We start from the raw sequence: 20,338 nt of genomic DNA on the forward strand, positions 1-20,338 counted from the left end.
CATTGTCACTTCAAAATCATTTAATCAGTCCATGAAAAAACTGGCCGCATTGCTTGCCACGCCCCTATTATGCTCGTACGCCTTCGCGCAGTCGATCCGCTATGATGTATCGTTTCCCAATATCGTTCACCATGAAGCCCGCATTGCGCTGAGCGTAACGGATGCGCCTCAGAAGGAACTGCTTTTCAGGATGTCGCGCTCGTCCCCGGGCAGGTATGCGACGCACGAGTACGGGAAGAATATCTACGACGTGGCGGCATTCGACAAATCGGGCAAACCGGTGCCGGTGCAGCGCGTGGATGGTGACGTATACAAAATCGCCGCCCCCAATGGTTTTGTGAGGGTAGAATACACTTTATATGCCAACCACCCCGACGGTACCTACGCGGGAATCGACGCCAGCAGCGTGCATTTCAATATGCCGGCTACATTTATGTGGGTAAAGGAGCTGGAAAAAGCGCCGATAACCGTCGCATTCAACCTGCCGAAACCTAATTCCTGGACGATCGCCACGCAACTCAAAGCAACCGGCGAAGCGAACGTTTTCACTGCTCCCGATTTGCAGTACTTCATGGATTCGCCTACTAAAATCGGCCAGCTCACGATCAAGGAATGGACGGTGCCTAATGCGGATAGCAAGCCGTCGCAGTTCAGGCTTGCATTGGAGGCGAGGGGAAGCGATTCACTTGCTACCGCGTTTGCCGGAAAAATAAAACGCATTACCGAGGAGGCGCGGATGGTTTTCGGCGAATTTCCGGTGTTTGATAACGGGAATTACACTTTTCTGGCCAGCATTAATCCCTATGTAAAAGGCGACGGCATGGAGCACCGCAATAGCACGATGATCACCTTGCCGGTCGCATTTGACGGTTCCGACAACCTGCTGGGCGTGTTCTCGCACGAGTTCTTCCATACCTGGAACGTCGAGCGCATTCGTCCGAAAACCCTTGAACCCTTCAACTTTGAAAAGAGCAATATGAGTTTTGAGCTCTGGTTTGCCGAAGGATTTACCCAATATTATGGTGACCTGCTTCTTGAAAGAGCCGGATTCGATTCTCTGGAAGAGTATTGCCGAACGCTGACATCCCTCGTCAATACCAAGGAAAACACGGCCGGAGCAAAGCGCATTTCGCCTGTGCAGGCCAGCAGCAATGCCGTTTTTGTAGACGCAGGCGTAGCGATCGACAAGACGAATTATCCGAACATTTATACTTCCTACTATCCTTATGGAGCCTCGGTGGCGCTCGCGTTGGATCTTCAATTGAGAGGCAAGGGGCTGAACCTCGATGATTTTATGAAGGCTGTTTGGGCAAAACATGGTAAACCCGAGATTGCCTATAATGTGGCTGACCTGGAATCGGTTTTGGCCGCGTACACCAAAGACAAGGCATTTGCGCAGCAGTTTTTTGCAAAATATATCAATGGGCACGAGTCGCTGGACTATGCGCCGTTGCTCGCCAGGGCGGGATTGTTGCTGAAAAAACAGTTTGAAGGACAAGCGTGGATCGGCGATGTGCGCTATAAAGAGGGTGCAGGGCTCACCATCACGGCAAATACCATCATCGGAAGCCCACTCTACAAAGCCGGACTGGACATCGACGATGAAATCCTGAAAGTGGACGGAAGATTGGTATCGAAAAACGATGAATTGACTTCCATACTGAAAACACATAAACCCGGCGACCAGGTTGCAGTGGAATATAAACACCGCGACGAGCAGAAGTCGGCAATGCTTGAACTCGCCGAAAACCCGCGTTTGCAGGTAGTTACGTTCGAGGAGGCGGGGCAAACGGTTTCGGCCGATATGCAGGCATTCCGAAAGGCCTGGCTGGGAAGCAAATGGAAATAACCAAAAAGCGGTTGCCTGATCTCAGGCAACCGCTTTTGCATTAACGCGTGAATAAAATCTTTTTCGTTTCCACCGAATCCGGTTTCTTCACTTGCAGCAGGTAAATGCCTGCGGGGGCATTGCCGAGGCTGATGCGCTCTTCGTGCGAGCCCTTGCCTTTGACGCTCCGCGTATGCCAAACCTTACCCTGTACGTCGGTGACGCGGATGGTTGCAGCTTCACCGGTTTTCAAATGGAAACTGGCTTTGAACTCTCCGGGAGCGGGGTTGGGGTAGGCTTGGAGCGATGGTAGGTCGGGTGTTGTTGAAATAAACTCCGGTGCGGCCATCCGTGCATTGCCTGATATATTTCCGACACAAATCTTGTCCTGACGGACAGCCGCTCCTGGCAAACCCTGAATGCGGACCGTATTGTTGCCGACTGGCAAATTGACGTAGAATGTCTCTTCGCGCCATACGATATTCCAGCTATGAGTAGGGGGCAATTGCAATGTTGGAATCGCAATATTTCCATTCACGGATACGCTTACTTGCGCGTTTGGCTCCGCATAATAACGCAACGTCACCGGATAAAGCCCAGAGGCTGGCACATCCGGCAAAAAGTAGTCGACATAGTAGTCATAATTGTTTTGGGCACCTTTGGTTTGTCCGTTCGACGCGTTCGGATCGTTGCTGGTGGGGCCGTTACTGGCCGACCACTCGGCTTCCCGGCACAAGCCGAAAGGTCCTGAAGGCTCGCATCCGGTGACGGTAATATCGAGATTTCGGACAACTGGCTCACACCCATTCTTGGTAGCAGTTAATGTGTACGTAAAGGTGCCGTTGGTATAAGGAGGCAAAATAGTAGCGGAAGCAAATGTTGAATTTGTACCCTGCCCGTGCCATTCATAGGATACCGACGGGCAATCGGAGCCAGTGCAGCCAGCACCAGCGAATACGGTCGTCGAACAGGCCGGGGTAAGCGTCGATGCAGAGGCCGTGATATTGAAATCGCAGGTTGGCGGGTTGCCGGTCCCGCCGCTTCCGATCACACAAATTCTGTCCTGGCGGATAACGGGGTAACCAAACCCGCTCCAAATTCGGATTTTATTATTCCCCTCCTTCAAGGTGAAATTGTAGGTTTTCTCAGCCCATACGACATTCCACGAACCGGACGCGGCCAAGCCCGTCAATGGTGCAGTTTCCTCTCCGTTGACGCTGATCGCAATGCCGGTAGGCTGTGTGGAGTAATAGCGCAGTGTCACCTGATGCGGCCCTGTTGCCTTTACACCGTTGACTTGATATTCAACAAAATAACTCGGACCGTTCTGGGTGCCACGGGTCTTGCCATTTGATGCATTCGGATCGTCGGTGATTTCCCCGTCACTATTCGAATTTTCCGCTTCCACACAGGAGCTGAACGGTTCAATAGGGTTCGGGTCGCAGTTAACGGTAACTAAAACCTTTGAGGTCATAGGCCCGCAACCTTCCTTGCTGGCGGTTACCCAATAATTATATGCTGCGGCTACCGCAGGTGCAGACACCGAAGCAGGATTGCCCGTAAAATTAAGTCCCCCGCCTGTCCAGCTGTACGTTAGGCCCTCACAATTGGGGCCGCCGCATTGCGCGGTAAACGTAACAGTTTCCGAACATTGCGGCGTAGGATCGGATACCGATGCAAATACATCAAAGTCGCAGTTAGGGTCGGTAGGGCCGTTTTCTGTCCAGCAGGCCTTATCCTGTCTGACGTTGTATCCCGGTAACTCCATGATGCGAATCCAGTTATTACCTGCATGCAGCTCCACCTCAAAGGTATGCTCGCGCCAGACAATGTTCCAGGAATTTGAAGCGGGAAGCTCCATTTGTTCAATGGTACCATTGTTAACATCAACATTCACCAGCGAATTTTGCTCGGCATAGTACCGCAGGGTAACGAGATATTTGCCGGTTATCGGAACGTCCGTTTGATAGGTTACCCAATAATCCGACGAATCGCGGTCGCCCCGGGTCAGGCCACCGGAAGCATTCGGATCCGGCGAGATAGGAGCGTTACTGTTGGCATTTTCAGCTTCAAGACAAATGGTAAACGGTTCTGCAACCCGGCGTACGGCAGTAGTAAATTTGGATGAATTACCCGCATAACCGCCCGCAGGCGCTACGGCATAGGAGGCAATCGCTGAGAGCAGAATGCAAATGACGAACGTAAAGGTTTTCATAGCATGCAGGGAAATGTGGTTGAATGGACATTCCAACGGGATCGTTGGAAAAGCCAATCTAAACTTGGATTGGCTACATTTTCCGAGACACGACCGGCTATGTTAACCGTGGCGACATGCACAAAAAAATATTGATTATCAGTGAAATCTATCCCTGCTTCTCCGAAAGGTATTTCCAATAGCGACGGGGGACGTGCCGCACGTGCAAACGCGTGTTTTTGCGCGCCTGGATGTTGGTGCTTTTGAAATAGTCCTGCCAAAGCATTGTATAGAGCTGTTCTTTCGGGTCGAGCAGGCCGGAGGGAAGCGCGTTAGTGACCGACATTTGCGGGGCAGCGTCGAGCTCGATTTCCTCGGTTTTTTCGAGGTCGTAGTAAAGGCCGTATTTTCTTTTTAAATCATAAATAATCCAGCGCTGGTCGGCGTAGCGGTTCTGGAAATGCTCGGTGAGAAGTGGGAGCACATCAAAATCAGGCTCGATATGGGCATAGTAAATGCCGTCGCCCGTTTTCTGAAACCGTACGAATGCCTCCATCCGGTGTTTTTCGCGATGGACTTTCTGGGCGGTCTGGGAAATGGCCAGCACATCGGGCTGTGCGAAGTTTTCACATACACCGGCCGGGTGGTCGATCACATATCGGGCAAAATTGAACAAATGCTGGTAAACTTCCGGCTGTTCGGAAAGGAACGCCTTGTAAAACCGGAACTGCCACTCCTTTCCCAATTTTTTACAAAGCCCTTTCCAAACCCGCTTGCCTTTTTCGCGGTCGGAAATCACCCGGTAGCCCGGATCGAAAACATCCGGAACGTGAAGTGCTTCGGACACGAGCTTCACTGCCTGCGATTTTCGCTGGTAGCATTCGAAAACGGCTGTCAGCAACCCTTCCAGCGAGCCGTCGAAAATATAAAGCTCCATCAGAACAGAGATAACTGGTTAAGCGGGTTTTTCTGGTATTTGCTTTTGCTTTCCGAAAGGATCAGCCCTTTGATATGTCCCGCTTCATATTCTTTGAGTTGAACGGGGCTGTCGGCATACCGTATGAAATGCCTTGCCTTGCGAAATGCAATGCCGAGTTTCCGTAAATGGCTTTCATACAGCCGGTTAAATTTGCGCGCCTGAACAATTTTCAATGCTGAACTCACACCAATGCCCGGCACGCGCAGGATCATGAAGTAATCGGCTGTGTTAATGTCGATAGGGAACTGGTCGAGGTTACGCAATGCCCAGCTTAGTTTCGGGTCGACGTCCGCTTCGAGGTTCGGATGAATGTCGTTGAGGATTTCCTGGACTTTAAAACCGTAGAAACGCATCAGCCAGTCGGCCTGGTACAACCTGTTTTCCCGAATCAGCGGTGGCTGGGAGCCGATTACCGGCAGCCGCACATCGTTGCTGATCGGAATATAGCCCGAGTAGTAAACCCGTTTCAGGGAAAAATTCTGATAGAACGCATTAGCCGTGTACAAAATCTCTTTGTCCGACTCAGGCGTGGCCCCCACGACGATCTGCGTGCTCTGCCCGGCCGGCACGAATTTCGGAACACTTTTGATCAGCGCTTTTTCGCTTTCAAACTGGGTAATGTTGTTTTGAATGTACTTCAAAGGCTTTTTCACCTCGGCGTGCGACTTTTCGGGGGCAAGCAGTTTCAAGCCCGTTTCGGTAGGCATTTCGAGGTTGATACTCATGCGGTCTGCGTACATACCTGCCTCGCGCAGTAGCTCGTCGCTCGCTCCGGGGATCGTTTTTAAATGGATGTAACCGTTGAACCGCTCTTCCTGTCGCAGCTTTTTTACAATGCGAACGAGCCTTTCCATTGTATAATCGGCATCCTTGAAAATGCCGGAGCTTAGGAACAGCCCTTCGATGTAGTTGCGCCGGTAGAAATTCATTGTCAGTTCCACCACTTCTTCCACGGTGAATGCGGCCCGCTTGATATCGTTACTGCGCCGCGAAACGCAGAATGCACAGTCGTAAATGCAGTGGTTGGTAAGCAGTATTTTTAAGAGTGATACGCATCGGCCGTCCTCGGTGTAGGTGTGACAGATCCCCGTTCCTTCCGAATCCCCAATTCCCTTGTTCTCATTTTTCCGGTTGCTGCCGCTCGATGAGCATGACACATCGTATTTTGCAGCATCAGCCAGAATCCCCAACTTCTCACGGATCCGCTCGTACATACGTAAATTTGCAATTAGTTAAATCGACCTAAAATATCGAATGGCAATTACCAGTTATTAGGAGGTCATGTCTAATGATTATTTGTGCATGAAAATATCAATAATTTGATACTGATACAATCTTTTGAGGCAGAATGTTTGTGAGTCGTTTACCCAAATTTTCCATTTGTTTGCTGGCAGTTGTCGGATCTGTCAGATTTTCAGCGTTTTGTCAATCCGACGAGCCGAAGGTAACACGCTATAACGGGAAGGTGAGTCAGCAGTTCGTCATGAACCGCGATACCCCCATTATCGATCACGCCACGGGCAAGCGGATCAGTTACGAGACTTACGATAATATGCTCAAACGTAGTCCAGGACAATACAAAACCCAGCCGGTATTTGATAAATATGGAAAGGCATCATCCTTTGAAATCATCAAAAAGAGCCAGCTGTACGTTCAGCAAGATGGCTCCGTGATGAACAATCCCGACCTGATGCCCGAAATAGGCGAACCTATCGCACCTTTTGTGATGCGCGGGCTGGACGGGCGGGAATATGATTCGGAAAAACTGCGGGGGAAGTATATTCTGCTCGGCTTCTGGGTACGCTACGAAAAGCCGCTCTACACGCTCGCCAGCACGAAAGTGATTTCCAATTTTGTGGATGAAAATAAAAAGAAGGGTATCGACATAATTTCCCTCGGTACGACGCTCAATACGGAGGAAGAATGCCTGGAAGCGATCCCGAAACGGAACTGCGGTTTCATTCCCGTTCCGGAATCGTATGGTTTCAATCACCGCTACAAGATCAGCGAGACGCCCTATTTCATATTGGTGGATCGCAAAGGGATCGTCCGGGCGATGGCCCCGCACACCGAATTTTCGAAAATCAGTGAGCTCGTCCTGCGCTGATCAACCCAATGCGCCGCTGATGCGGTTGTAAAGATGCTCGGGATGCCAGACTCTCTTTGGCCCCAGTACCATCCGGCGGGAGGTCTTTCGCATATGGAAGTCCTGTTCTTGCAAGAATTTCAACCCGGCAGTATTGCCCATAGGCAAGATCGCAAACGGCCTGGACGCAGCGCGAAATTGCATAAGGGCAAAGCCCGCAGCATCATTCGTTGCGACGATCGGTCCGTCACTCCAAGAGGGGAGATATACGCCTTGCAATACCTCGTCGGAATCCACATATATAAAGGAGTCGGTCAAAAATTCACCCATGACACCGCGCCTCTCTTCGCCGGACACCATCCGGTCGATCGCGTAAGCTGCATCCCGAAAATCCTCGGTAAACGGACGGATCAGCGGAGAAGGCTGCAATTCGGGTGCATCGCCTTCCCGACGTAAATGCGCGTACTGGCATTCCACTTCAAAACCCTGTTTCAAATACACCGGATAACCAAATTCCGTCGCATCGAGGTAGATGGCAGGATAGCGGTTCCGGTCGACGCTGCCGATTAAATGGCGTGTGATAGCGCTCCCGAGGCCTCTGTTGCGATATTCCCCGTGGGTGATGATACACGCAAGCCAGACCGTATCGCCATGAAAAATGGAGGTACCCACCGCAACGGGCCGGCCGTCTTCGACGATCTTGATCGGCTTGCAGCAGTCCGATTTTAAAAAAAACTCGAACCGGGGGCGGATATCGCCCCAGCCCTCAGGTTCGAGGGCGGGGAGGAAAGCGATGTCGTTTTCTGTAAATTCCTGGCAAATCATGGCATGGATAATTGATAATCCCGCTAAAATGTCAAAAATCTGCTTCCAACTGCCTGAAATGGGTAATTTTTCTTTGCCAGCTGATCCAGGAGTAGTAGAATAGCAAAGAGAATGTGACGATTAATGCACTCAAAATGATGTATTTGCGCTGCGTGAAAGCCGTTTGATAAGTCAGGAAGAGCAAAAGGGTAGCCGCATACACAACCGATGAGGTCAGCGAAAACACCGCCAGCCTTTTTAATGAATGTACCTGTTTTGCCAGCGCCTCCCGGAAATTCCCGCTTACCAGCGGATTCTGGATGTGATAATAGCTCAATGCATTATTAATAATGTAAATTGTAATGCTGATAATCAATAGGATATTAACTATCAAAGGCTTTTGAGCCCCGTCGAGGCCGTCATAAAAGAGAAACAGGAAAGCGGTAAGGGCTACTATCTCCGTCATGAATTTGATCCGCAATTTGCGAAGTGAAGGGTGGTTGCGGACACGCGTCATCATCGCCAGTTCCTTTTCGGAAAGCGATTCCTGGCCGGCGCTTTGCCATTCTGATTTCAGATCATCGATATTCATCAGTTTTTTGAAGTTGAAAGTGTTTTAAGTTTTTCTTTAATGCGATTGAGCTTCACGCCCACATAGTTTTCGGAAATGCCTGTTACCGAGGCGATTTCAGCATAGGAGTAATCTTCGAGGTAGAGGGAAATGAGCGCCCGTTCCGATTCGCTCAGCGTGCGCAATGCGCGGAAGAGCCATTCTTCCCGCTCGGAAATGGTGTCGGATGTATCGGCGAGGTCGGGTGGATGCTCGGAAAGGGAAATGGGTGGTCGCTGCTTTCGGTATGCGGCCATGGCAGTATTCAGCGCGATGCGGTAAATCCAGGTGGTAATCTTCGATTCATGCCGAAACCCGGGGAAAGCGCGCCAGAGCTGGTACACGATTTCCTGAAAAAGGTCCTGCTGGTCCTCCGGCGTGTTGCGGTACATCCTGCTTACCTTAAAAATGATCCGCTGATGCGCCCTGATCGTTTCAAGAAAAATTTTCTCCATAAAAAGTCAAATCTTTCCCAATAGGTTGCTGAGATTGGGAAAAACTTATCAAAAGTGAGTTTATTTACCAAAGTTTTTTCAAATGACCCGGACATGAATATCATTACAACAGACCAGCTCAAAACCATTCTGGAAAATGAAGACCCGATCGTGATCGATGCACGGGGAGGTACCGATGCTCTGGAACGGTACAACCAAGCGCACCTCAAAAACGCGCAGTTTGTGGACCTTGAAACCGACTTGTCGGAGAAGACAGGCGACCCGTCGAACGGTGGCCGGCACCCGCTGCCTGAGCCTAATGATTTCGGGCGTTTTTTGGGGATTTTGGGCATCAGCCCTTCTTCTACGGTTGTTGTATATGACGATAAGAAAGGTGCTAATGCGGCTGCACGCTTCTGGTGGATGCTCAAAGCAGCCGGGCATGAGAAGGTATTCGTGGTAAGCGGGGGACTCGATGCGATCTCGGAAGCTGGTATCGATTTAACACAAAAAGCAGCTTCCCTGCACGCTTTGGAGGAATACCCGATCAAAGGATGGCAAATGCCGCTGGTGGATGCCGAAGACGTGGCGCTTGCCGCTGCCGATCCTGAGTCAATGGTGATCGATGTCCGCGAGCATTACCGCTACCTGGGTGAAAGTGAACCGATAGACCTGGTGGCGGGCCACATTCCCGGGGCGGTCAATATACCTTATACTTCCAATCTGGATGAAAAGGGCGAATTTATGTCGCCTGCGGACCTCGCTGCGAAATACAAGGAAGCATTGGCGGACAAGGACCCACGCAAGGTGATCGTGCATTGCGGTTCGGGCGTAACAGCGTGCCACACGCTGCTCGCGCTGGCGGAGGCAGGCATGCACGGCGCGAGCCTGTACGTGGGCTCGTGGAGTGAATGGTCGCGAACGGAAAGACCCATAGCGACAGGGGAGGAATAACACCAGCGCCGGGCCGGACTTCGAAAAGTCCGGCCCGGTCGTTTATTGGATAGATTGCAGGAAATCATAGAGCGAAGAAAGCTCGCCGCGCGTGTACTGCGCAGTCATTTTCCACGGCATATCTTCATTTTTAAGCACGTGGCCTTCGGGTGTTTTGCCGGAGGTAAGCGTCGCGATGAACTGCGCTTTGGTCCATTTGCCGACATGGCCTGTCCGGGTAATGTCGGGCACGGGTGGAAAACCCGGTGCGAGCGGTTCGCCCCCTTTGAAATTCTCGCGGTGACATCCTGAACACGACACGGCCAGGTATTTTCCTTGTGCTGCTCCCTCTGTCGAATCGGCCCGGGCCACCATCGGTTTGTTGTGATCGATTTTTTCGACGGACAGGAGCGGCATTTTGCCAAGGTAACTCATGATAACGGCTACCGGGCCGAGGTCATTCGCGGGAAGGGTATTATCCACTTTGGGAATCTGGCGGCAGTAGGCGATGAGCGCGGCCATATCCTGCGCGGAGAGTAATGTCGTTTCATGGGAAGGCATAAAAAGAAGCGGCTTACCATCCTGGTGAACGCCGTGCCGTAGCGCCGCAAGCCAGTCGGAAACGTCATAGCTGGCGGGTAAACCACCCTTCCCATGCGTGAGATTTCCTGCAACGAGCCGACCAATGGCGCCGTCGTCGTTCATGACTTTGCCTTCCAGGTTGTTCCCATGGCAATCCTGGCAACCTTTAATCGCTACCAAATGCTTTCCGCGGGCGATGGCAGCACTGTCGGTCGGGATTTCAATGATTTCTTTTTCAAATACATAGGTCTTAGTCATGCGGTTTTTCATCGCAACCGACATGTAAGTGTAAGTTGAAATCGCTGCGAGCACGATTCCGGCCAGGAAAATGCCTGTCCATTTGAAGATTTTTCTGATCATGGCTTTGAAGTTTTTGGCAAAAATGAGGAGGGCGATGCCGCAAGGACCTACGCAAAGCGGATTAAAATCTACGACAAACGGATTTCGTCGATTAATTGGGCCGTTTACTCAGTAGGAAGCAGGCAGGAGGCAGGTGCGGGTGTATTTTCGTGTTGTGTTCAAACCGTTCCGTCCTATGGCTACGCTCATTCATTCCGCCGACATTCTTGATTTTAATCCGGTCCCTAATCCGCAATCGGTTATTCCGGGCGCGCGAATGAATAACCGGGATGACGTTATGACCCGGTATCACCCGAAGGTGGGAGAGATGAAGTTCCGAAGCCTGCTTTTCCCGTATATGCATGTGATGAACCTGCATTGGACGTCGCAAGAGGATGTGGTCCTCTATGACAGCACCCCTGTGGACACGATCAATATCAATTTCCACATGGCAGGAAAGCTTGATACCACTTTCGAAGGACTGTCACGTGATCTGAACATGCGGCCGGGCAAGCATAACCTGGTTTTTTCGCCCGAGGGCGGCGATATCAACCGGGTCGGAGCAAATGAGTCCCTCGAAATGTTCCATATCAGTCTTGATAAGGCATTTTTTGCGAACATTATAGGCTGCGACGACCATTGGAGCGAGCGTGTTCAGAAGAATTTACTTTATAACAGGCCGTTTTCAGGCATTACCGGCACCGCGGATACCACGCCGCGCATGCAAAGCATCATCCGCGAAGTGAAACAATGCAGACAAACCGGGGCCGCTGGCAACCTTATGATCCAATCCAAAATACTGGAACTGCTGGCATTGCAGGTCGAACAGTTCCGCGGGCCGCAGCAAGCCGACAGTATTTCGGCCGCGGATAAAGACAAGCTGTTTCAACTGAAATACTTCCTGGATACGCATTTCCTGGAAGAATTCTCACTTGCCGAGCTGTCGCGGATTTGCCTTTTGAATGAGTTTAAAGTTAAAAAGGGATTCAGGGAATTGTTCGGTACTACCGTTTTTGGTTACCTGCGTAAACTCCGGATGGACTACGCCGAGCAGCTGTTGCTGGACGCGTCACGCTCCGTGGAGGAGGTGTCGGACCTGCTGGGCTATGAACATGCACACCACTTTTCAGTGGCATTCAAAAAATACCGCGGCGTGAATCCGTCCATGATCAAAAATAAGAGGATAGTGGCCTGATAATGTCAAAAATAGCAATGAGAAAATATTTAACAGTGATCAGTTTGTTGGTAATGAGCGGATATGCCTTCGCTATGGTGGTGGGGTGGCGCATTGCGGACGGCTATCAGATCAGGTTCGACGGAAAGTATGCGCATGGTTTTTTCCGGAAAATGGAGGGGAATATCCGTTTTGATCCCCTGCATCCGGACGATTCCCATTTCGAGGTGTCCGTGGATGCTGCCTCGATCGACACCGGGATAGAGCTCAAAAACAAGCATGCGAGAAGTGAGAAGTGGTTCGACGCAGAGAAACATCCGCGTATTTATTTTGTATCGAAAGCGGTAAGCCGGACCGATACCGGTTTCGTCGTCCGTGGAGAGCTCGAATTGAGAGGAATAAAAAAAGAGATATCGATCCCGTTCGCGTTCACAAGTGCCGGTGATCAGCACCTGTTTTACGGGAAGTTTAAAGTGAACCGTGGCGATTTCGGGATCGGGAAAGTGAGCGGTAAAGAATCAGATTCCACGAATGTGGAAGTGTCTGTGCCTGTCCTTTCGTTGGAGTGAGCATTTACTTACCCTTTAATGCTTCCAGCTGACGCAGCAAGTCTTCCAGTTCCCGTTCCGCAGCTCTCAGCGACTTCATTTCCGCGCTGTCGGCTGCATTTTGTGCGGGGTCGTCGAAATTCTTTGTTTCTTCCATAACGTCGGGGTTCTCACGGTTTTCGGACGAGAACGCGATAGTTTCTTCGAGGTTGGTACGCTCAAAATCGATCTGTTGCCTTTTCGCGAGGATTTTGTCTTCAAGTTCTTGTTGTTGCGTATTCATAAGCCATTATTTTTATTTTTTCACCTAACAATAACTGAGCCAAGCATTTTACACATTTAACAGGGGGTAATTTCAATTCGTGACTAACTTTGCTAGTCTTTGGTACGAACTTGGTATTTAAAACTCAACAACTCGCACAGAACTATGGATTATGTAAATGCTTCATCTGATTACCTGAGTGCCAACCCCAGCTGGCATATTGAAGATTCGCCCTGGAAGGCCACTCAGATTATCAAAATGCTGAAAAAGAATAACCTGCATCCCAAATCCATCGTAGAGATCGGATGTGGGGCAGGGGAAATCCTTAATCAAATCCATGACCGCTGGGAAGATAAGGCTGTGAAGCTTTATGGCTACGATATTTCGCCGGATGCGTACGAGTTTTGCAAGTCGCGGGAAAAAGACCGTTTGAAATTCTTCAACGATGATCTGTTGCAGACAAACGAAAAGTTCGATCTCCTGCTGATGATCGACGTGTTCGAGCATGTCGAGAACTACTTCGATTTTATCAGAAAAAGCGCCCGTCATGCGGAATACAAGATTTTCCATATTCCGCTTGATTTTTCAGCGCTGGCCGCATTTACGGGCCATTTAATGAAGCTAAGGCATTCAGTAGGCCATATTCATCACTTTACGCGCGAAATGGCTATCAACACGCTGAAAGATTGTGGTTTGGAAGTAGTAGATTGGTTTTATACGCTTTCGGAGCTTGAATTGAATTATGGCAAGCACAATTTTAATGGAAAGGTCGTCAACTCTTTTAGGAAGGTGTTATACACGGTTAGTCCGGAGCTGGCGGTAAAAGCGGTAGGCGGGTTCTCACTACTGGTTTTGGCCAAATAAGACAATTACTACCTTGACTTTTTACGCGTGCGCGGCCTGATTTATCGGGCTGCGCTTTTTTTATGCTTCCGTTTGGTCATTGCCTGCCCGCCGTTTGAACAACGTATTTGACAGGGGCGGGTGGTATTTTCAAATTGCAAGGGATTATTCAAAAGCACAGATTCAAATGTGCCGGACACCCACTTGCATCCCAACATGAAAAAAACAGAAGATTTGAAGCGAGAGGTCACTATTTCTCCTAACCCGGCCGCGGACGAAGTTCGGATCTCCGGTATGTCGAGGATGGAAGTAGCCACAATCGTAGCCTGGACGCGCTCAGGGCAGGCGATCTCGTTGAAGGAAAAACAGAACGGCACGGTCGATGTGTCGCATTTGAAGCGCGGGCTTTACTCCCTGGTAATCACATGCTGGGATGGGTCCATGATTTCCAAAAGGATTTCCATTCGCAGATAGTGCGGCGCGAGCGGCAAGTGGATACCGGGTTTGTTAGCTATCTACTTCATATTCAAGGCCCGCTTCAAAAAGCCTCCTAAAAAACTGGCGGCGAAGGTCAGGATCATCGAGCCGTAGAGGCTAAAATTTTCCAGCTCCTGCCGCGCCTGGTCCCCAGGGGGAGAAGTAAGCAGGAAATAGCCCGTTGCCAGGAGGATGCACTGCATAATGGCCAGCAGCCAGCCTTTGTAAGGTTCAACAAAGCCGATACAGATTGCCGCAAAAACGGCGACAAGATAGGGCAGGTGAATGCTCTCCGCATTTTTGATGACATACACGAGCAATGCACTCGTCAGGACGATCATCACCATGTTGATAGCCAGTCTTTTATCAAAAAACGGGGCTTTGGCGGCATGCGATGCTTTGGGATTGCTCAACAAAATCTCCTTCAATTCGATTTCATGCGCAGCGTCTCGGGCCGCCTCTGCTTCTCGGCCGAGCTGAGTGAATGCATTTGCGCGCCAGTGATAAGCATCGGTACTGGTTTCTTCCGACAATGCCACGGCCTTGTTCAGTGCAACCAGCGCTTCGGCGGGTTGGTTTTGGTCGAGATATAGCTTTCCAAGTTCGAGGTAAAGCGAGAAGACCTGATCATCGTAGCTTAACCCCGCTTGTATGTCGGCGATTGCCGCGTCGGGATTTTGAAGCTCTTTCTGGCACAAGCCCCGATACAGATAGGCAATGCATGACTTAGGTTTTTGCCTGATCCTGGAATCAAAATAGGCAAAGGCTTCGTCGGTTTGCCCGTTTTCATACAGCTTTATTCCTTCGGCGAGCGCCGCGGCTTCCTTTTCACTGGGTGTACGCAGGTCGGCGTAATTGCGCAGGTAGTAGATATAGCCGAAAAAGGCGATAACGACGAGAAATTCCATATAATTTGCAAATTCAATGAGGCATTCGTAGACGCCAAAATTCGGCACGGATGCCCGCAAATCAAAAGGAATCGGGTGTTTTAAAGTGGGGAAATTTTATGAATGCCCAACTATCAGACGAGGATCACCATATTCGGCTCGCCGCCGCTTTCGGTATGCAGTGCGGAATAAGCGAGTGCGATGCGTTTACCCGTATTTTCGGCCAGTTCAAGCATTTGAAAAACCTTTTCTTCCCCCTCGATGCGCAGCGCCTGGTACAGTATGTTCCCGTAATTGAATTCGTGAGAACCCAGGCCGTTCTTTAATGCCGCCAGTTGATACCGGTCGAATATTTCCTTTCCTGACATGAAGTGCAACATTTGGGTGTGATATTGCAGGTGAATTTGCCCAAAAGATGCTCAAACCGGTATCAAAGTTGCATGCGGTTAACTTAAATGTTGAGGAAGTGGAATATTTTGGCTCGATTCATCGGCAACCGGCTTTCCCCGTAAAGTTTGCAGGGGAATGAGGCCCGACCAAATAGGCAGTTCCTGATCTTCCGGCTCGTCTTTCGGCATACCGTCGCGCATTTTGGCTGAGGCTTCGTCGAAGGAGAATGCCAGCGCAGTCGTTTTTCTTACCTCGCTGTCGGTCATCGGACGGAGGTAATCCCAGCTGTCCGGTACTATTTTATTGGTAAGCCATTCAAATGCCGCCCGTTTTGTTTCGATATCTTCGATCTTTTCCGCTTTGGAAAAAATAATCACCGACCGGTAATTGACCGAGTGGCTGAATGCCGATTTCGCAACGACGAGCGAGTCGGTCAGCATGACGGAAATACAAACCGGTATTCCCGTTTCGATTGTTCTGATGAAATGGCTGCCAACGGAGCCGTGAATGTAAATTTTGTCTTCATAGCGGACAAAAGCCGTCGGAATGGAGAACGGCTTGTTGTCCACTGCATAGCTAATAGTGCAAAACAGTGCCTCGTCCAGGATTGCGGAAATCGTTTCATGTTCGTAATGCGTGCGTTTGGCCGCCCGGCTGGGTACGAGATAGGGTGGTGGTGTGCTCATCGGCGTTGTTTTTCTTCAAAATTATAGCTTAATTGGCCTATCTCTCTAATCCAATATTTTAAATAGTGGTAGTCCAATTATGATGAATGTGCTGTCTACGCTGATCACCCCCGACAAGGGGGGGAAGCAGCCGGTATACCTGCAAATCGCCAACCAGCTGATGTCGCTGATCAAGAACGGTACATTGCAATCGGGCTACCGGTTGTTGAGTACCAGGCAGTTGTCGGCCATTTTGAAAGTACATCGAAGGACAGTAGTGCAGGCATACGATGAGTTGCTAGCCCAGGGATGGCTGGAAAGCCAGACCGGAAATGGCACATTTGTGGCCCGTAACCTGCCCGATTTGCGACCGCTTCCATTGCTGGTGGAAATAGCGGCAGACAGGGATCCGCTTAAAAAAGCGGGTTTTCAGTTTGAAAAGCCAGCCCATTTAAACCGCGCAGTGCTGAAAGCCGGCTCGCGGCTCCATCTCGACGACGGATTTCCGGACCCGAGGCTTGCGCCCCTGGAAGACTTGTCGCGGGCATATCGGAGCCAGTTGCTGCATGGTAACGCCTACGCGCGCCTCGGTTATGGCGAAACAAGCGGTACAAACTGGCTGAGGCAGGAGCTGTCGGCCCATTTGAACGAGACGCGCGGTCTGAAAACTTCACCGGCTAATATATTGATCGTGAGAGGTATGATCATGGGTATGTACCTGGCTGTCACGAGCCTGGTGAAATCCGGCGATTGCGTCGTCACCGATTCGCCAGGGTGGTTCGGCGCCTCGATGAACTTTATCCAGGCGGGTGCCAATATTTGTCATGTTCCTGTGGATGAGCACGGTATGGATATCGATGCCCTGGAAGAAATATGTTTGAAGCAGCCGGTACGCATGGTATATGTTACTTCCCATCATCAGTATCCTACCACCGTTGCATTGCGGCCCGATCGCCGGATCAAGCTTCTGAAACTTGCTGAGAAATACGGATTTGTGATTTTTGAGGATGATTATGACTATGATTTCCATTATCTGAGCAAGCCGTTATTGCCGCTTTTCGGTGCTGATCAGGCCGGAATGGTACTTTACTGCGGATCATTCACAAAAACGATTTCGCCCGCATTTCGCGTCGGCTATCTGGTAGGGCCGGAAGATGTGATCGCGCACCTGGCTTCGCTGCGGCGCATTATTGACAGGCAAGGGGATACTATGCTTGAAAATGCCATCGCTGAGCTCCTTCAAACCGGAGTTATTCAACGGCATTTGCGGAAATCGGTGCGGGTTTACAAACAGCGCCGTGATTTGTTTTGCGAAATGTTAAAGCATGAGCTATCCGATCATATCAGCTTCGAAATTCCCGATGGCGGGATGGCCGTATGGACGCGCTTTGACCCGAAAATTGATATTGCCAGGCTCGCGGAAAGGGCCGCGCAAAGGGATTTGTATTTTGCCAATGGAAAAGTTGCCGGATATCCCGCACAGTTCAGGAACTATATACGCCTCGGATTCGCTTCTTCTGATCCGGGAGAACTGGAAGAAAGCGTAAAGATTATCAAGGATTTGCTATGATCAGGAAAGTTATTGATGCTTACAGGGTATCGTTTACAGGCCTCAGCAGGGAGACCTGGTTGCTGAGCCTCGTAATTTTGGTGAACCGTTGCGGGTATATGGCCGTGCCGTTTATGAGTATGTATATCACCCAAAGCCTCCACCGGAGTATCGAGGACGCCGGGCTTATCATTACACTGTTCGGGGTAGGCTCGGTGCTGGGCGCGATGGCGGGCGGCTACTTGACGGATAAGCTGGGTTTCCAGCCCGTGCAGATCGGCAGCCTGATATTGAGCGGGGTATTCTTTACCCTATTCAGCTTTGTAACCGATTTCGGGTTGCTTTGCATGCTGATAGTCGTCCTTAGTTTTTTTGTGGAAGCATTCAAGCCGGCGAACCAAACGGCCATCGCGGCCTACTCTACACCTGAAAACCTCATACGCTCGTACGCGCTCAACCGCCTTGCTACCAATATTGGTTTCGGCTTTGGTACCGGAGTGGGAGGGTTGCTGGCAGCGATTAACTATCACCTGCTGTTCTGGGTTGACGGTGTAGTATATGTGCTGGCCGGTCTGCTCATTGTGGTACTCTTGCCTAAAAGAAAGCACGTTACGAAAAACGACCTTCCCGTTGAGGCCAATGTAAGTACGGCTTCTCCCTGGAAGGATGCATTTTTTGTACGTTTCCTCGTAATGGTTACGCTTTATATGCTGTGCTTTGTGGTGCTGTTCAGGCTTGTGCCCGTGTATTGGAAAGAGGAAATGGGCATAGGAGAATCCACCATCGGGATTATGCTGGGCATGAATGGGCTGATCATCGCCCTCTTCGAAATGGTGCTGGTGCAAAATCTGGCCAACCGGAAACCCGATTACTTTTACATGGTGTCGGGCCCGCTTTTTAGTGCGATAGCATTCCTGGCACTCATCGTGCCGCATGTTCTGCCGGTAATCCTGGCTATTGCGACGGTCGTGCTGTTCACAACGGGCGAAATGCTGGCATTCCCTTACCTGAGTACGTTCGTTATGAACCGCGCCAGCGACCTGAACAGGGGCAAATATTCGGCCGCCTATTCGGTGTCCCAGGCTGTTGCGCAGATCATCGGTCCCGTCATAGGAGCCTACGTGGCCGGGCATTGGGGGTACAGCGCTTTGTGGATCTTGCTGATCGTCACCAGCTGTGCCTGTGCGTTGGGTTTCCGGTCGTTGTTTCAGCAGAACCTGGCGCTATGACGCAGGTTCCTCGTCGGGTTCATCGCCTTTCTGGGCTTGTTCCAACTGTTCTTTCAGGGTATTGATCCGGTCGGCTTCGAGTTCGAGCGCCTTGCGCTGAAGATCGATCAGGTCGTCCTTCTTGATCATGATATACTGTTCGCGGGGCTCTTCGAACATCGGTACTTCGCCCACGAGTTGGGCCACCGTTGTATCGAAGAGTTCCGCCATCATCCGAAGCTCGGCCAGCGAAGGATCGTTTCTCCCGTTTTCCCAGTTTGATATCACGGCTTTGCCAGATTTTTTCAAAGCCTTGGCCAGCTTATGCTGGTTCCAACCCGCCAATTCGCGGCATTTTCTTATTCTTTCGCCAACAATTGACATTAGTTATAAGTTTAATATAAAATTACTTGACGTTTGTATAATTATTCTGTACTTTTGAATACGGTATGCTTTACAGCAACTGTAAAGCGCAAATTACAATTTTTCTACACACCCTATAACGATCTCATGATTGAGCTGCAAGCCCGAGTCTCCGAGTATGGTGGATTATCCATTAAGGAGCGCCTGTTAGTCAGGTTCATTAAGTCCAGAAACATTGTCGGTAAAAGTTGGAGGGGCGTGCTCGCGGAAGCGGACCCATTCTTCAACACCAAGCTGGGAGGTGATTACTTAACCTCAGTGGCACAGGCAGTTTCGGACAGTAGTCGCGGTAACGTCGACCGCATCGAAAGGGTCACCATCGCCCTCGAAAAGGTGGCAGGTATTACTCCCGTTCCAGTCGTTTGAAGAATTATTTTACGGTAGGTTTCGCTGATTTATCGGGGGCCCTGAGTCGCCTTTGAAGCTGTGTACTATCGGAAAAACCGGATTGGTTTTTCGCATTCGATCATTCGTTTGTGTAAGGAAACCTGTGTTGAGACACGCAGCAGGTTCAGTACTGTTGTACTTGCTGCGTGTTTATTTGCCCGCATCCGAAGGGGTGGAGGCAAAGATGCCCGTGTCGAAACCATCGATGCTGGCCATGTTTTTCCTTGCCCAATAGTTGTGAATGCCGTCCGGCCCTTGTTTCCTGGCCCACGCGTTTAGCTCGTCCCGTTCGCGGTTATAGTCCATGAACGGCACAGCCATGCCGCATGAGGTCTGGACGAGGTCTACTTGTATGTCTATCAACTGCCGCGCACCTTCGAGTGGAGTAAAGAGCGGGTAGTATTCGTGCCATTCGGCGTCGGCGGGATGGTAAGCCTTGCCGTGCCCGTACAGGCGCAGGATAAGCGGCTTGCCTTCGAATGCGCAAAACATGATGGTAATGCGGTCATTCAGCAGTAAATGTGCCGCCGTTTCGTTGCCGCTGCCGGTTACGTTCAGCCACATGACGCGGTTAGGGCCAAGAATGCGAAGCGAGTCCATTCCCTTGGGCGAGAGGTTCACCGTGCCTGTTTCCGCCGCTGTGGCAACAAAGTAGATGTGCTGTTTGTGGATGAATGACTCCAATTCCGGAGTGATCCGGTCCAGTTGCTTTCCCATGATATTTAAGTAATGCAGC

At 50.5% G+C, this 20,338-nt stretch carries 23 protein-coding genes; 10 read left to right on the top strand and 13 right to left on the bottom strand.

Going from position 1 to position 20,338, the window contains the following annotated elements; genetic code table 11:
- The first annotated feature begins 31 nt into the window (after positions 1–31).
- Positions 32–1,849, top strand: a complete 1,818-nt coding sequence (locus tag J2Y43_RS14245; protein WP_309983667.1) for a PDZ domain-containing protein — start codon at positions 32–34, stop codon at positions 1,847–1,849.
- Positions 1,850–1,889: 40 nt separating this feature from the next.
- Here the strand turns inward: J2Y43_RS14245 and J2Y43_RS14250 are convergent, their stop codons facing one another.
- From J2Y43_RS14250 to J2Y43_RS14260, 3 genes are all read right to left on the bottom strand, one after another.
- A complete protein-coding gene (locus tag J2Y43_RS14250; protein WP_309983670.1) occupies positions 1,890–4,043 on the bottom strand; it encodes a T9SS type A sorting domain-containing protein in 2,154 nt (717 codons plus the stop codon).
- 148 nt (positions 4,044–4,191) lie between these two features.
- The gene (locus J2Y43_RS14255) at positions 4,192–4,959 is read right to left on the bottom strand and encodes a TIGR03915 family putative DNA repair protein (protein WP_309983671.1); all 768 of its coding nucleotides are present in this window, start codon (positions 4,957–4,959) and stop codon (positions 4,192–4,194) included.
- The gene (locus J2Y43_RS14260) at positions 4,959–6,215 is read right to left on the bottom strand and encodes a putative DNA modification/repair radical SAM protein (RefSeq protein WP_309983673.1); all 1,257 of its coding nucleotides are present in this window, start codon (positions 6,213–6,215) and stop codon (positions 4,959–4,961) included. The genes J2Y43_RS14255 and J2Y43_RS14260 overlap by 1 nt, the downstream gene beginning before the upstream one ends.
- A 170-nt stretch (positions 6,216–6,385) precedes the next feature.
- Between J2Y43_RS14260 and J2Y43_RS14265 the strand changes: the two genes are divergently transcribed.
- Positions 6,386–7,108 (top strand): thioredoxin family protein, encoded by a 723-nt coding sequence (locus J2Y43_RS14265; RefSeq protein ID WP_309983675.1) that lies wholly within the window; start codon positions 6,386–6,388, stop codon positions 7,106–7,108.
- On the opposite strand, the gene J2Y43_RS14270 is transcribed toward J2Y43_RS14265, so the two are convergent.
- Genes J2Y43_RS14270 through J2Y43_RS14280 form a run of 3 tightly spaced genes read right to left on the bottom strand, consistent with a single transcriptional unit; the run spans position 7,109 to position 8,956 of the window.
- Positions 7,109–7,912, bottom strand: a complete 804-nt coding sequence (locus J2Y43_RS14270) for a GNAT family N-acetyltransferase (protein ID WP_309983677.1) — start codon at positions 7,910–7,912, stop codon at positions 7,109–7,111. It abuts the gene before it with no gap.
- 31 nt (positions 7,913–7,943) lie between these two features.
- Entirely contained in the window at positions 7,944–8,483 is a 540-nt protein-coding gene (locus J2Y43_RS14275; RefSeq protein ID WP_309983680.1) for a hypothetical protein, read from the bottom strand.
- Complete coding sequence (locus tag J2Y43_RS14280; protein ID WP_309983683.1) at positions 8,483–8,956, bottom strand: sigma-70 family RNA polymerase sigma factor; 474 nt, start codon at positions 8,954–8,956, stop codon at positions 8,483–8,485. Before J2Y43_RS14280 ends, J2Y43_RS14275 begins: the two co-directional genes overlap by 1 nt.
- Before the next feature lie 93 nt (positions 8,957–9,049).
- Between J2Y43_RS14280 and J2Y43_RS14285 the strand changes: the two genes are divergently transcribed.
- Entirely contained in the window at positions 9,050–9,889 is an 840-nt protein-coding gene (locus tag J2Y43_RS14285; protein ID WP_309983685.1) for a sulfurtransferase, read from the top strand.
- Between the two features lie 42 nt (positions 9,890–9,931).
- Here the strand turns inward: J2Y43_RS14285 and J2Y43_RS14290 are convergent, their stop codons facing one another.
- The gene (locus tag J2Y43_RS14290; protein ID WP_309983687.1) at positions 9,932–10,810 is read right to left on the bottom strand and encodes a c-type cytochrome; all 879 of its coding nucleotides are present in this window, start codon (positions 10,808–10,810) and stop codon (positions 9,932–9,934) included.
- Between the two features lie 175 nt (positions 10,811–10,985).
- On the opposite strand from J2Y43_RS14290, the gene J2Y43_RS14295 reads away from it, so the two are divergent.
- Positions 10,986–11,984, top strand: a complete 999-nt coding sequence (locus J2Y43_RS14295; RefSeq protein WP_309983689.1) for an AraC family transcriptional regulator — start codon at positions 10,986–10,988, stop codon at positions 11,982–11,984.
- Between the two features lie 17 nt (positions 11,985–12,001).
- Entirely contained in the window at positions 12,002–12,532 is a 531-nt protein-coding gene (locus J2Y43_RS14300) for a YceI family protein (protein ID WP_309983691.1), read from the top strand.
- 4 nt (positions 12,533–12,536) lie between these two features.
- On the opposite strand, the gene J2Y43_RS14305 is transcribed toward J2Y43_RS14300, so the two are convergent.
- Complete coding sequence (locus tag J2Y43_RS14305) at positions 12,537–12,794, bottom strand: hypothetical protein (protein ID WP_309983693.1); 258 nt, start codon at positions 12,792–12,794, stop codon at positions 12,537–12,539.
- Between the two features lie 144 nt (positions 12,795–12,938).
- On the opposite strand from J2Y43_RS14305, the gene J2Y43_RS14310 reads away from it, so the two are divergent.
- Positions 12,939–13,637, top strand: a complete 699-nt coding sequence (locus J2Y43_RS14310; protein WP_223409022.1) for a bifunctional 2-polyprenyl-6-hydroxyphenol methylase/3-demethylubiquinol 3-O-methyltransferase UbiG — start codon at positions 12,939–12,941, stop codon at positions 13,635–13,637.
- A gap of 195 nt (positions 13,638–13,832) precedes the next feature.
- On the top strand, positions 13,833–14,090 hold the full coding sequence (locus J2Y43_RS14315; protein ID WP_309983696.1) for a T9SS type A sorting domain-containing protein: 258 nt from the start codon (positions 13,833–13,835) through the stop codon (positions 14,088–14,090).
- A 41-nt stretch (positions 14,091–14,131) separates the two neighbouring features.
- Here the strand turns inward: J2Y43_RS14315 and J2Y43_RS14320 are convergent, their stop codons facing one another.
- The 3 genes from J2Y43_RS14320 to J2Y43_RS14330 all read right to left on the bottom strand — a co-directional run bounded on the left by J2Y43_RS14320 (position 14,132) and on the right by J2Y43_RS14330 (position 16,056).
- Positions 14,132–15,001, bottom strand: coding sequence for a tetratricopeptide repeat protein (locus J2Y43_RS14320; protein ID WP_309983698.1), 870 nt, complete (start codon positions 14,999–15,001; stop codon positions 14,132–14,134).
- Positions 15,002–15,114: 113 nt separating this feature from the next.
- Positions 15,115–15,348, bottom strand: a complete 234-nt coding sequence (locus J2Y43_RS14325; protein WP_309983699.1) for a hypothetical protein — start codon at positions 15,346–15,348, stop codon at positions 15,115–15,117.
- Positions 15,349–15,426: 78 nt separating this feature from the next.
- Positions 15,427–16,056: a pyridoxamine 5'-phosphate oxidase family protein gene (locus tag J2Y43_RS14330; RefSeq protein WP_309983701.1), complete on the bottom strand. Its 630-nt coding sequence runs from the start codon at positions 16,054–16,056 to the stop codon at positions 15,427–15,429.
- Positions 16,057–16,135: 79 nt separating this feature from the next.
- Between J2Y43_RS14330 and J2Y43_RS14335 the strand changes: the two genes are divergently transcribed.
- Both J2Y43_RS14335 and J2Y43_RS14340 read left to right on the top strand, forming a co-directional pair.
- Positions 16,136–17,605 (top strand): PLP-dependent aminotransferase family protein, encoded by a 1,470-nt coding sequence (locus J2Y43_RS14335; RefSeq protein WP_309983703.1) that lies wholly within the window; start codon positions 16,136–16,138, stop codon positions 17,603–17,605.
- Positions 17,602–18,813, top strand: a complete 1,212-nt coding sequence (locus J2Y43_RS14340; protein ID WP_309983705.1) for an MFS transporter — start codon at positions 17,602–17,604, stop codon at positions 18,811–18,813. The genes J2Y43_RS14335 and J2Y43_RS14340 overlap by 4 nt, the downstream gene beginning before the upstream one ends.
- Here the strand turns inward: J2Y43_RS14340 and J2Y43_RS14345 are convergent.
- Complete coding sequence (locus J2Y43_RS14345; protein ID WP_309983707.1) at positions 18,808–19,176, bottom strand: helix-turn-helix transcriptional regulator; 369 nt, start codon at positions 19,174–19,176, stop codon at positions 18,808–18,810. The two genes, J2Y43_RS14340 and J2Y43_RS14345, sit on opposite strands and share 6 nt — an antisense overlap.
- 126 nt (positions 19,177–19,302) lie before the next feature.
- On the opposite strand from J2Y43_RS14345, the gene J2Y43_RS14350 reads away from it, so the two are divergent.
- Entirely contained in the window at positions 19,303–19,581 is a 279-nt protein-coding gene (locus J2Y43_RS14350; protein ID WP_223409005.1) for a hypothetical protein, read from the top strand.
- 171 nt (positions 19,582–19,752) lie between these two features.
- On the opposite strand, the gene J2Y43_RS14355 is transcribed toward J2Y43_RS14350, so the two are convergent.
- Positions 19,753–20,319 carry a pyridoxamine 5'-phosphate oxidase family protein gene (locus tag J2Y43_RS14355; protein ID WP_309983710.1) on the bottom strand — a complete coding sequence of 189 codons (567 nt, stop codon included), beginning with the start codon at positions 20,317–20,319 and terminating at the stop codon, positions 19,753–19,755.
- Positions 20,320–20,338: the final 19 nt, after the last annotated feature.

This window comes from Dyadobacter sp. BE31, assembly GCF_031457695.1.
Classification (GTDB): Bacteria; Bacteroidota; Bacteroidia; order Cytophagales; family Spirosomataceae; genus Dyadobacter.

Bases quoted from the DNA above. Each gene is read 5' to 3' on its own strand.
- J2Y43_RS14245 (WP_309983667.1), top strand. From the start codon at position 32: ATGAAAAAACTGGCCGCATTGCTTGCCACGCCCCTATTATGCTCGTAC.
- J2Y43_RS14250 (WP_309983670.1), bottom strand. From the start codon at position 4,043: ATGAAAACCTTTACGTTCGTCATTTGCATTCTGCTCTCAGCGATTGCC.
- J2Y43_RS14255 (WP_309983671.1), bottom strand. From the start codon at position 4,959: ATGGAGCTTTATATTTTCGACGGCTCGCTGGAAGGGTTGCTGACAGCC.
- J2Y43_RS14260 (WP_309983673.1), bottom strand. From the start codon at position 6,215: ATGTACGAGCGGATCCGTGAGAAGTTGGGGATTCTGGCTGATGCTGCA.
- J2Y43_RS14270 (WP_309983677.1), bottom strand. From the start codon at position 7,912: ATGATTTGCCAGGAATTTACAGAAAACGACATCGCTTTCCTCCCCGCC.
- J2Y43_RS14275 (WP_309983680.1), bottom strand. From the start codon at position 8,483: ATGAATATCGATGATCTGAAATCAGAATGGCAAAGCGCCGGCCAGGAA.
- J2Y43_RS14280 (WP_309983683.1), bottom strand. From the start codon at position 8,956: ATGGAGAAAATTTTTCTTGAAACGATCAGGGCGCATCAGCGGATCATT.
- J2Y43_RS14285 (WP_309983685.1), top strand. From the start codon at position 9,050: ATGAATATCATTACAACAGACCAGCTCAAAACCATTCTGGAAAATGAA.
- J2Y43_RS14290 (WP_309983687.1), bottom strand. From the start codon at position 10,810: ATGATCAGAAAAATCTTCAAATGGACAGGCATTTTCCTGGCCGGAATC.
- J2Y43_RS14295 (WP_309983689.1), top strand. From the start codon at position 10,986: ATGGCTACGCTCATTCATTCCGCCGACATTCTTGATTTTAATCCGGTC.
- J2Y43_RS14300 (WP_309983691.1), top strand. From the start codon at position 12,002: ATGAGAAAATATTTAACAGTGATCAGTTTGTTGGTAATGAGCGGATAT.
- J2Y43_RS14305 (WP_309983693.1), bottom strand. From the start codon at position 12,794: ATGAATACGCAACAACAAGAACTTGAAGACAAAATCCTCGCGAAAAGG.
- J2Y43_RS14310 (WP_223409022.1), top strand. From the start codon at position 12,939: ATGGATTATGTAAATGCTTCATCTGATTACCTGAGTGCCAACCCCAGC.
- J2Y43_RS14315 (WP_309983696.1), top strand. From the start codon at position 13,833: ATGAAAAAAACAGAAGATTTGAAGCGAGAGGTCACTATTTCTCCTAAC.
- J2Y43_RS14320 (WP_309983698.1), bottom strand. From the start codon at position 15,001: ATGGAATTTCTCGTCGTTATCGCCTTTTTCGGCTATATCTACTACCTG.
- J2Y43_RS14325 (WP_309983699.1), bottom strand. From the start codon at position 15,348: ATGTCAGGAAAGGAAATATTCGACCGGTATCAACTGGCGGCATTAAAG.
- J2Y43_RS14330 (WP_309983701.1), bottom strand. From the start codon at position 16,056: ATGAGCACACCACCACCCTATCTCGTACCCAGCCGGGCGGCCAAACGC.
- J2Y43_RS14335 (WP_309983703.1), top strand. From the start codon at position 16,136: ATGATGAATGTGCTGTCTACGCTGATCACCCCCGACAAGGGGGGGAAG.
- J2Y43_RS14340 (WP_309983705.1), top strand. From the start codon at position 17,602: ATGATCAGGAAAGTTATTGATGCTTACAGGGTATCGTTTACAGGCCTC.
- J2Y43_RS14345 (WP_309983707.1), bottom strand. From the start codon at position 19,176: ATGTCAATTGTTGGCGAAAGAATAAGAAAATGCCGCGAATTGGCGGGT.
- J2Y43_RS14350 (WP_223409005.1), top strand. From the start codon at position 19,303: ATGATTGAGCTGCAAGCCCGAGTCTCCGAGTATGGTGGATTATCCATT.
- J2Y43_RS14355 (WP_309983710.1), bottom strand. From the start codon at position 20,319: ATGGGAAAGCAACTGGACCGGATCACTCCGGAATTGGAGTCATTCATC.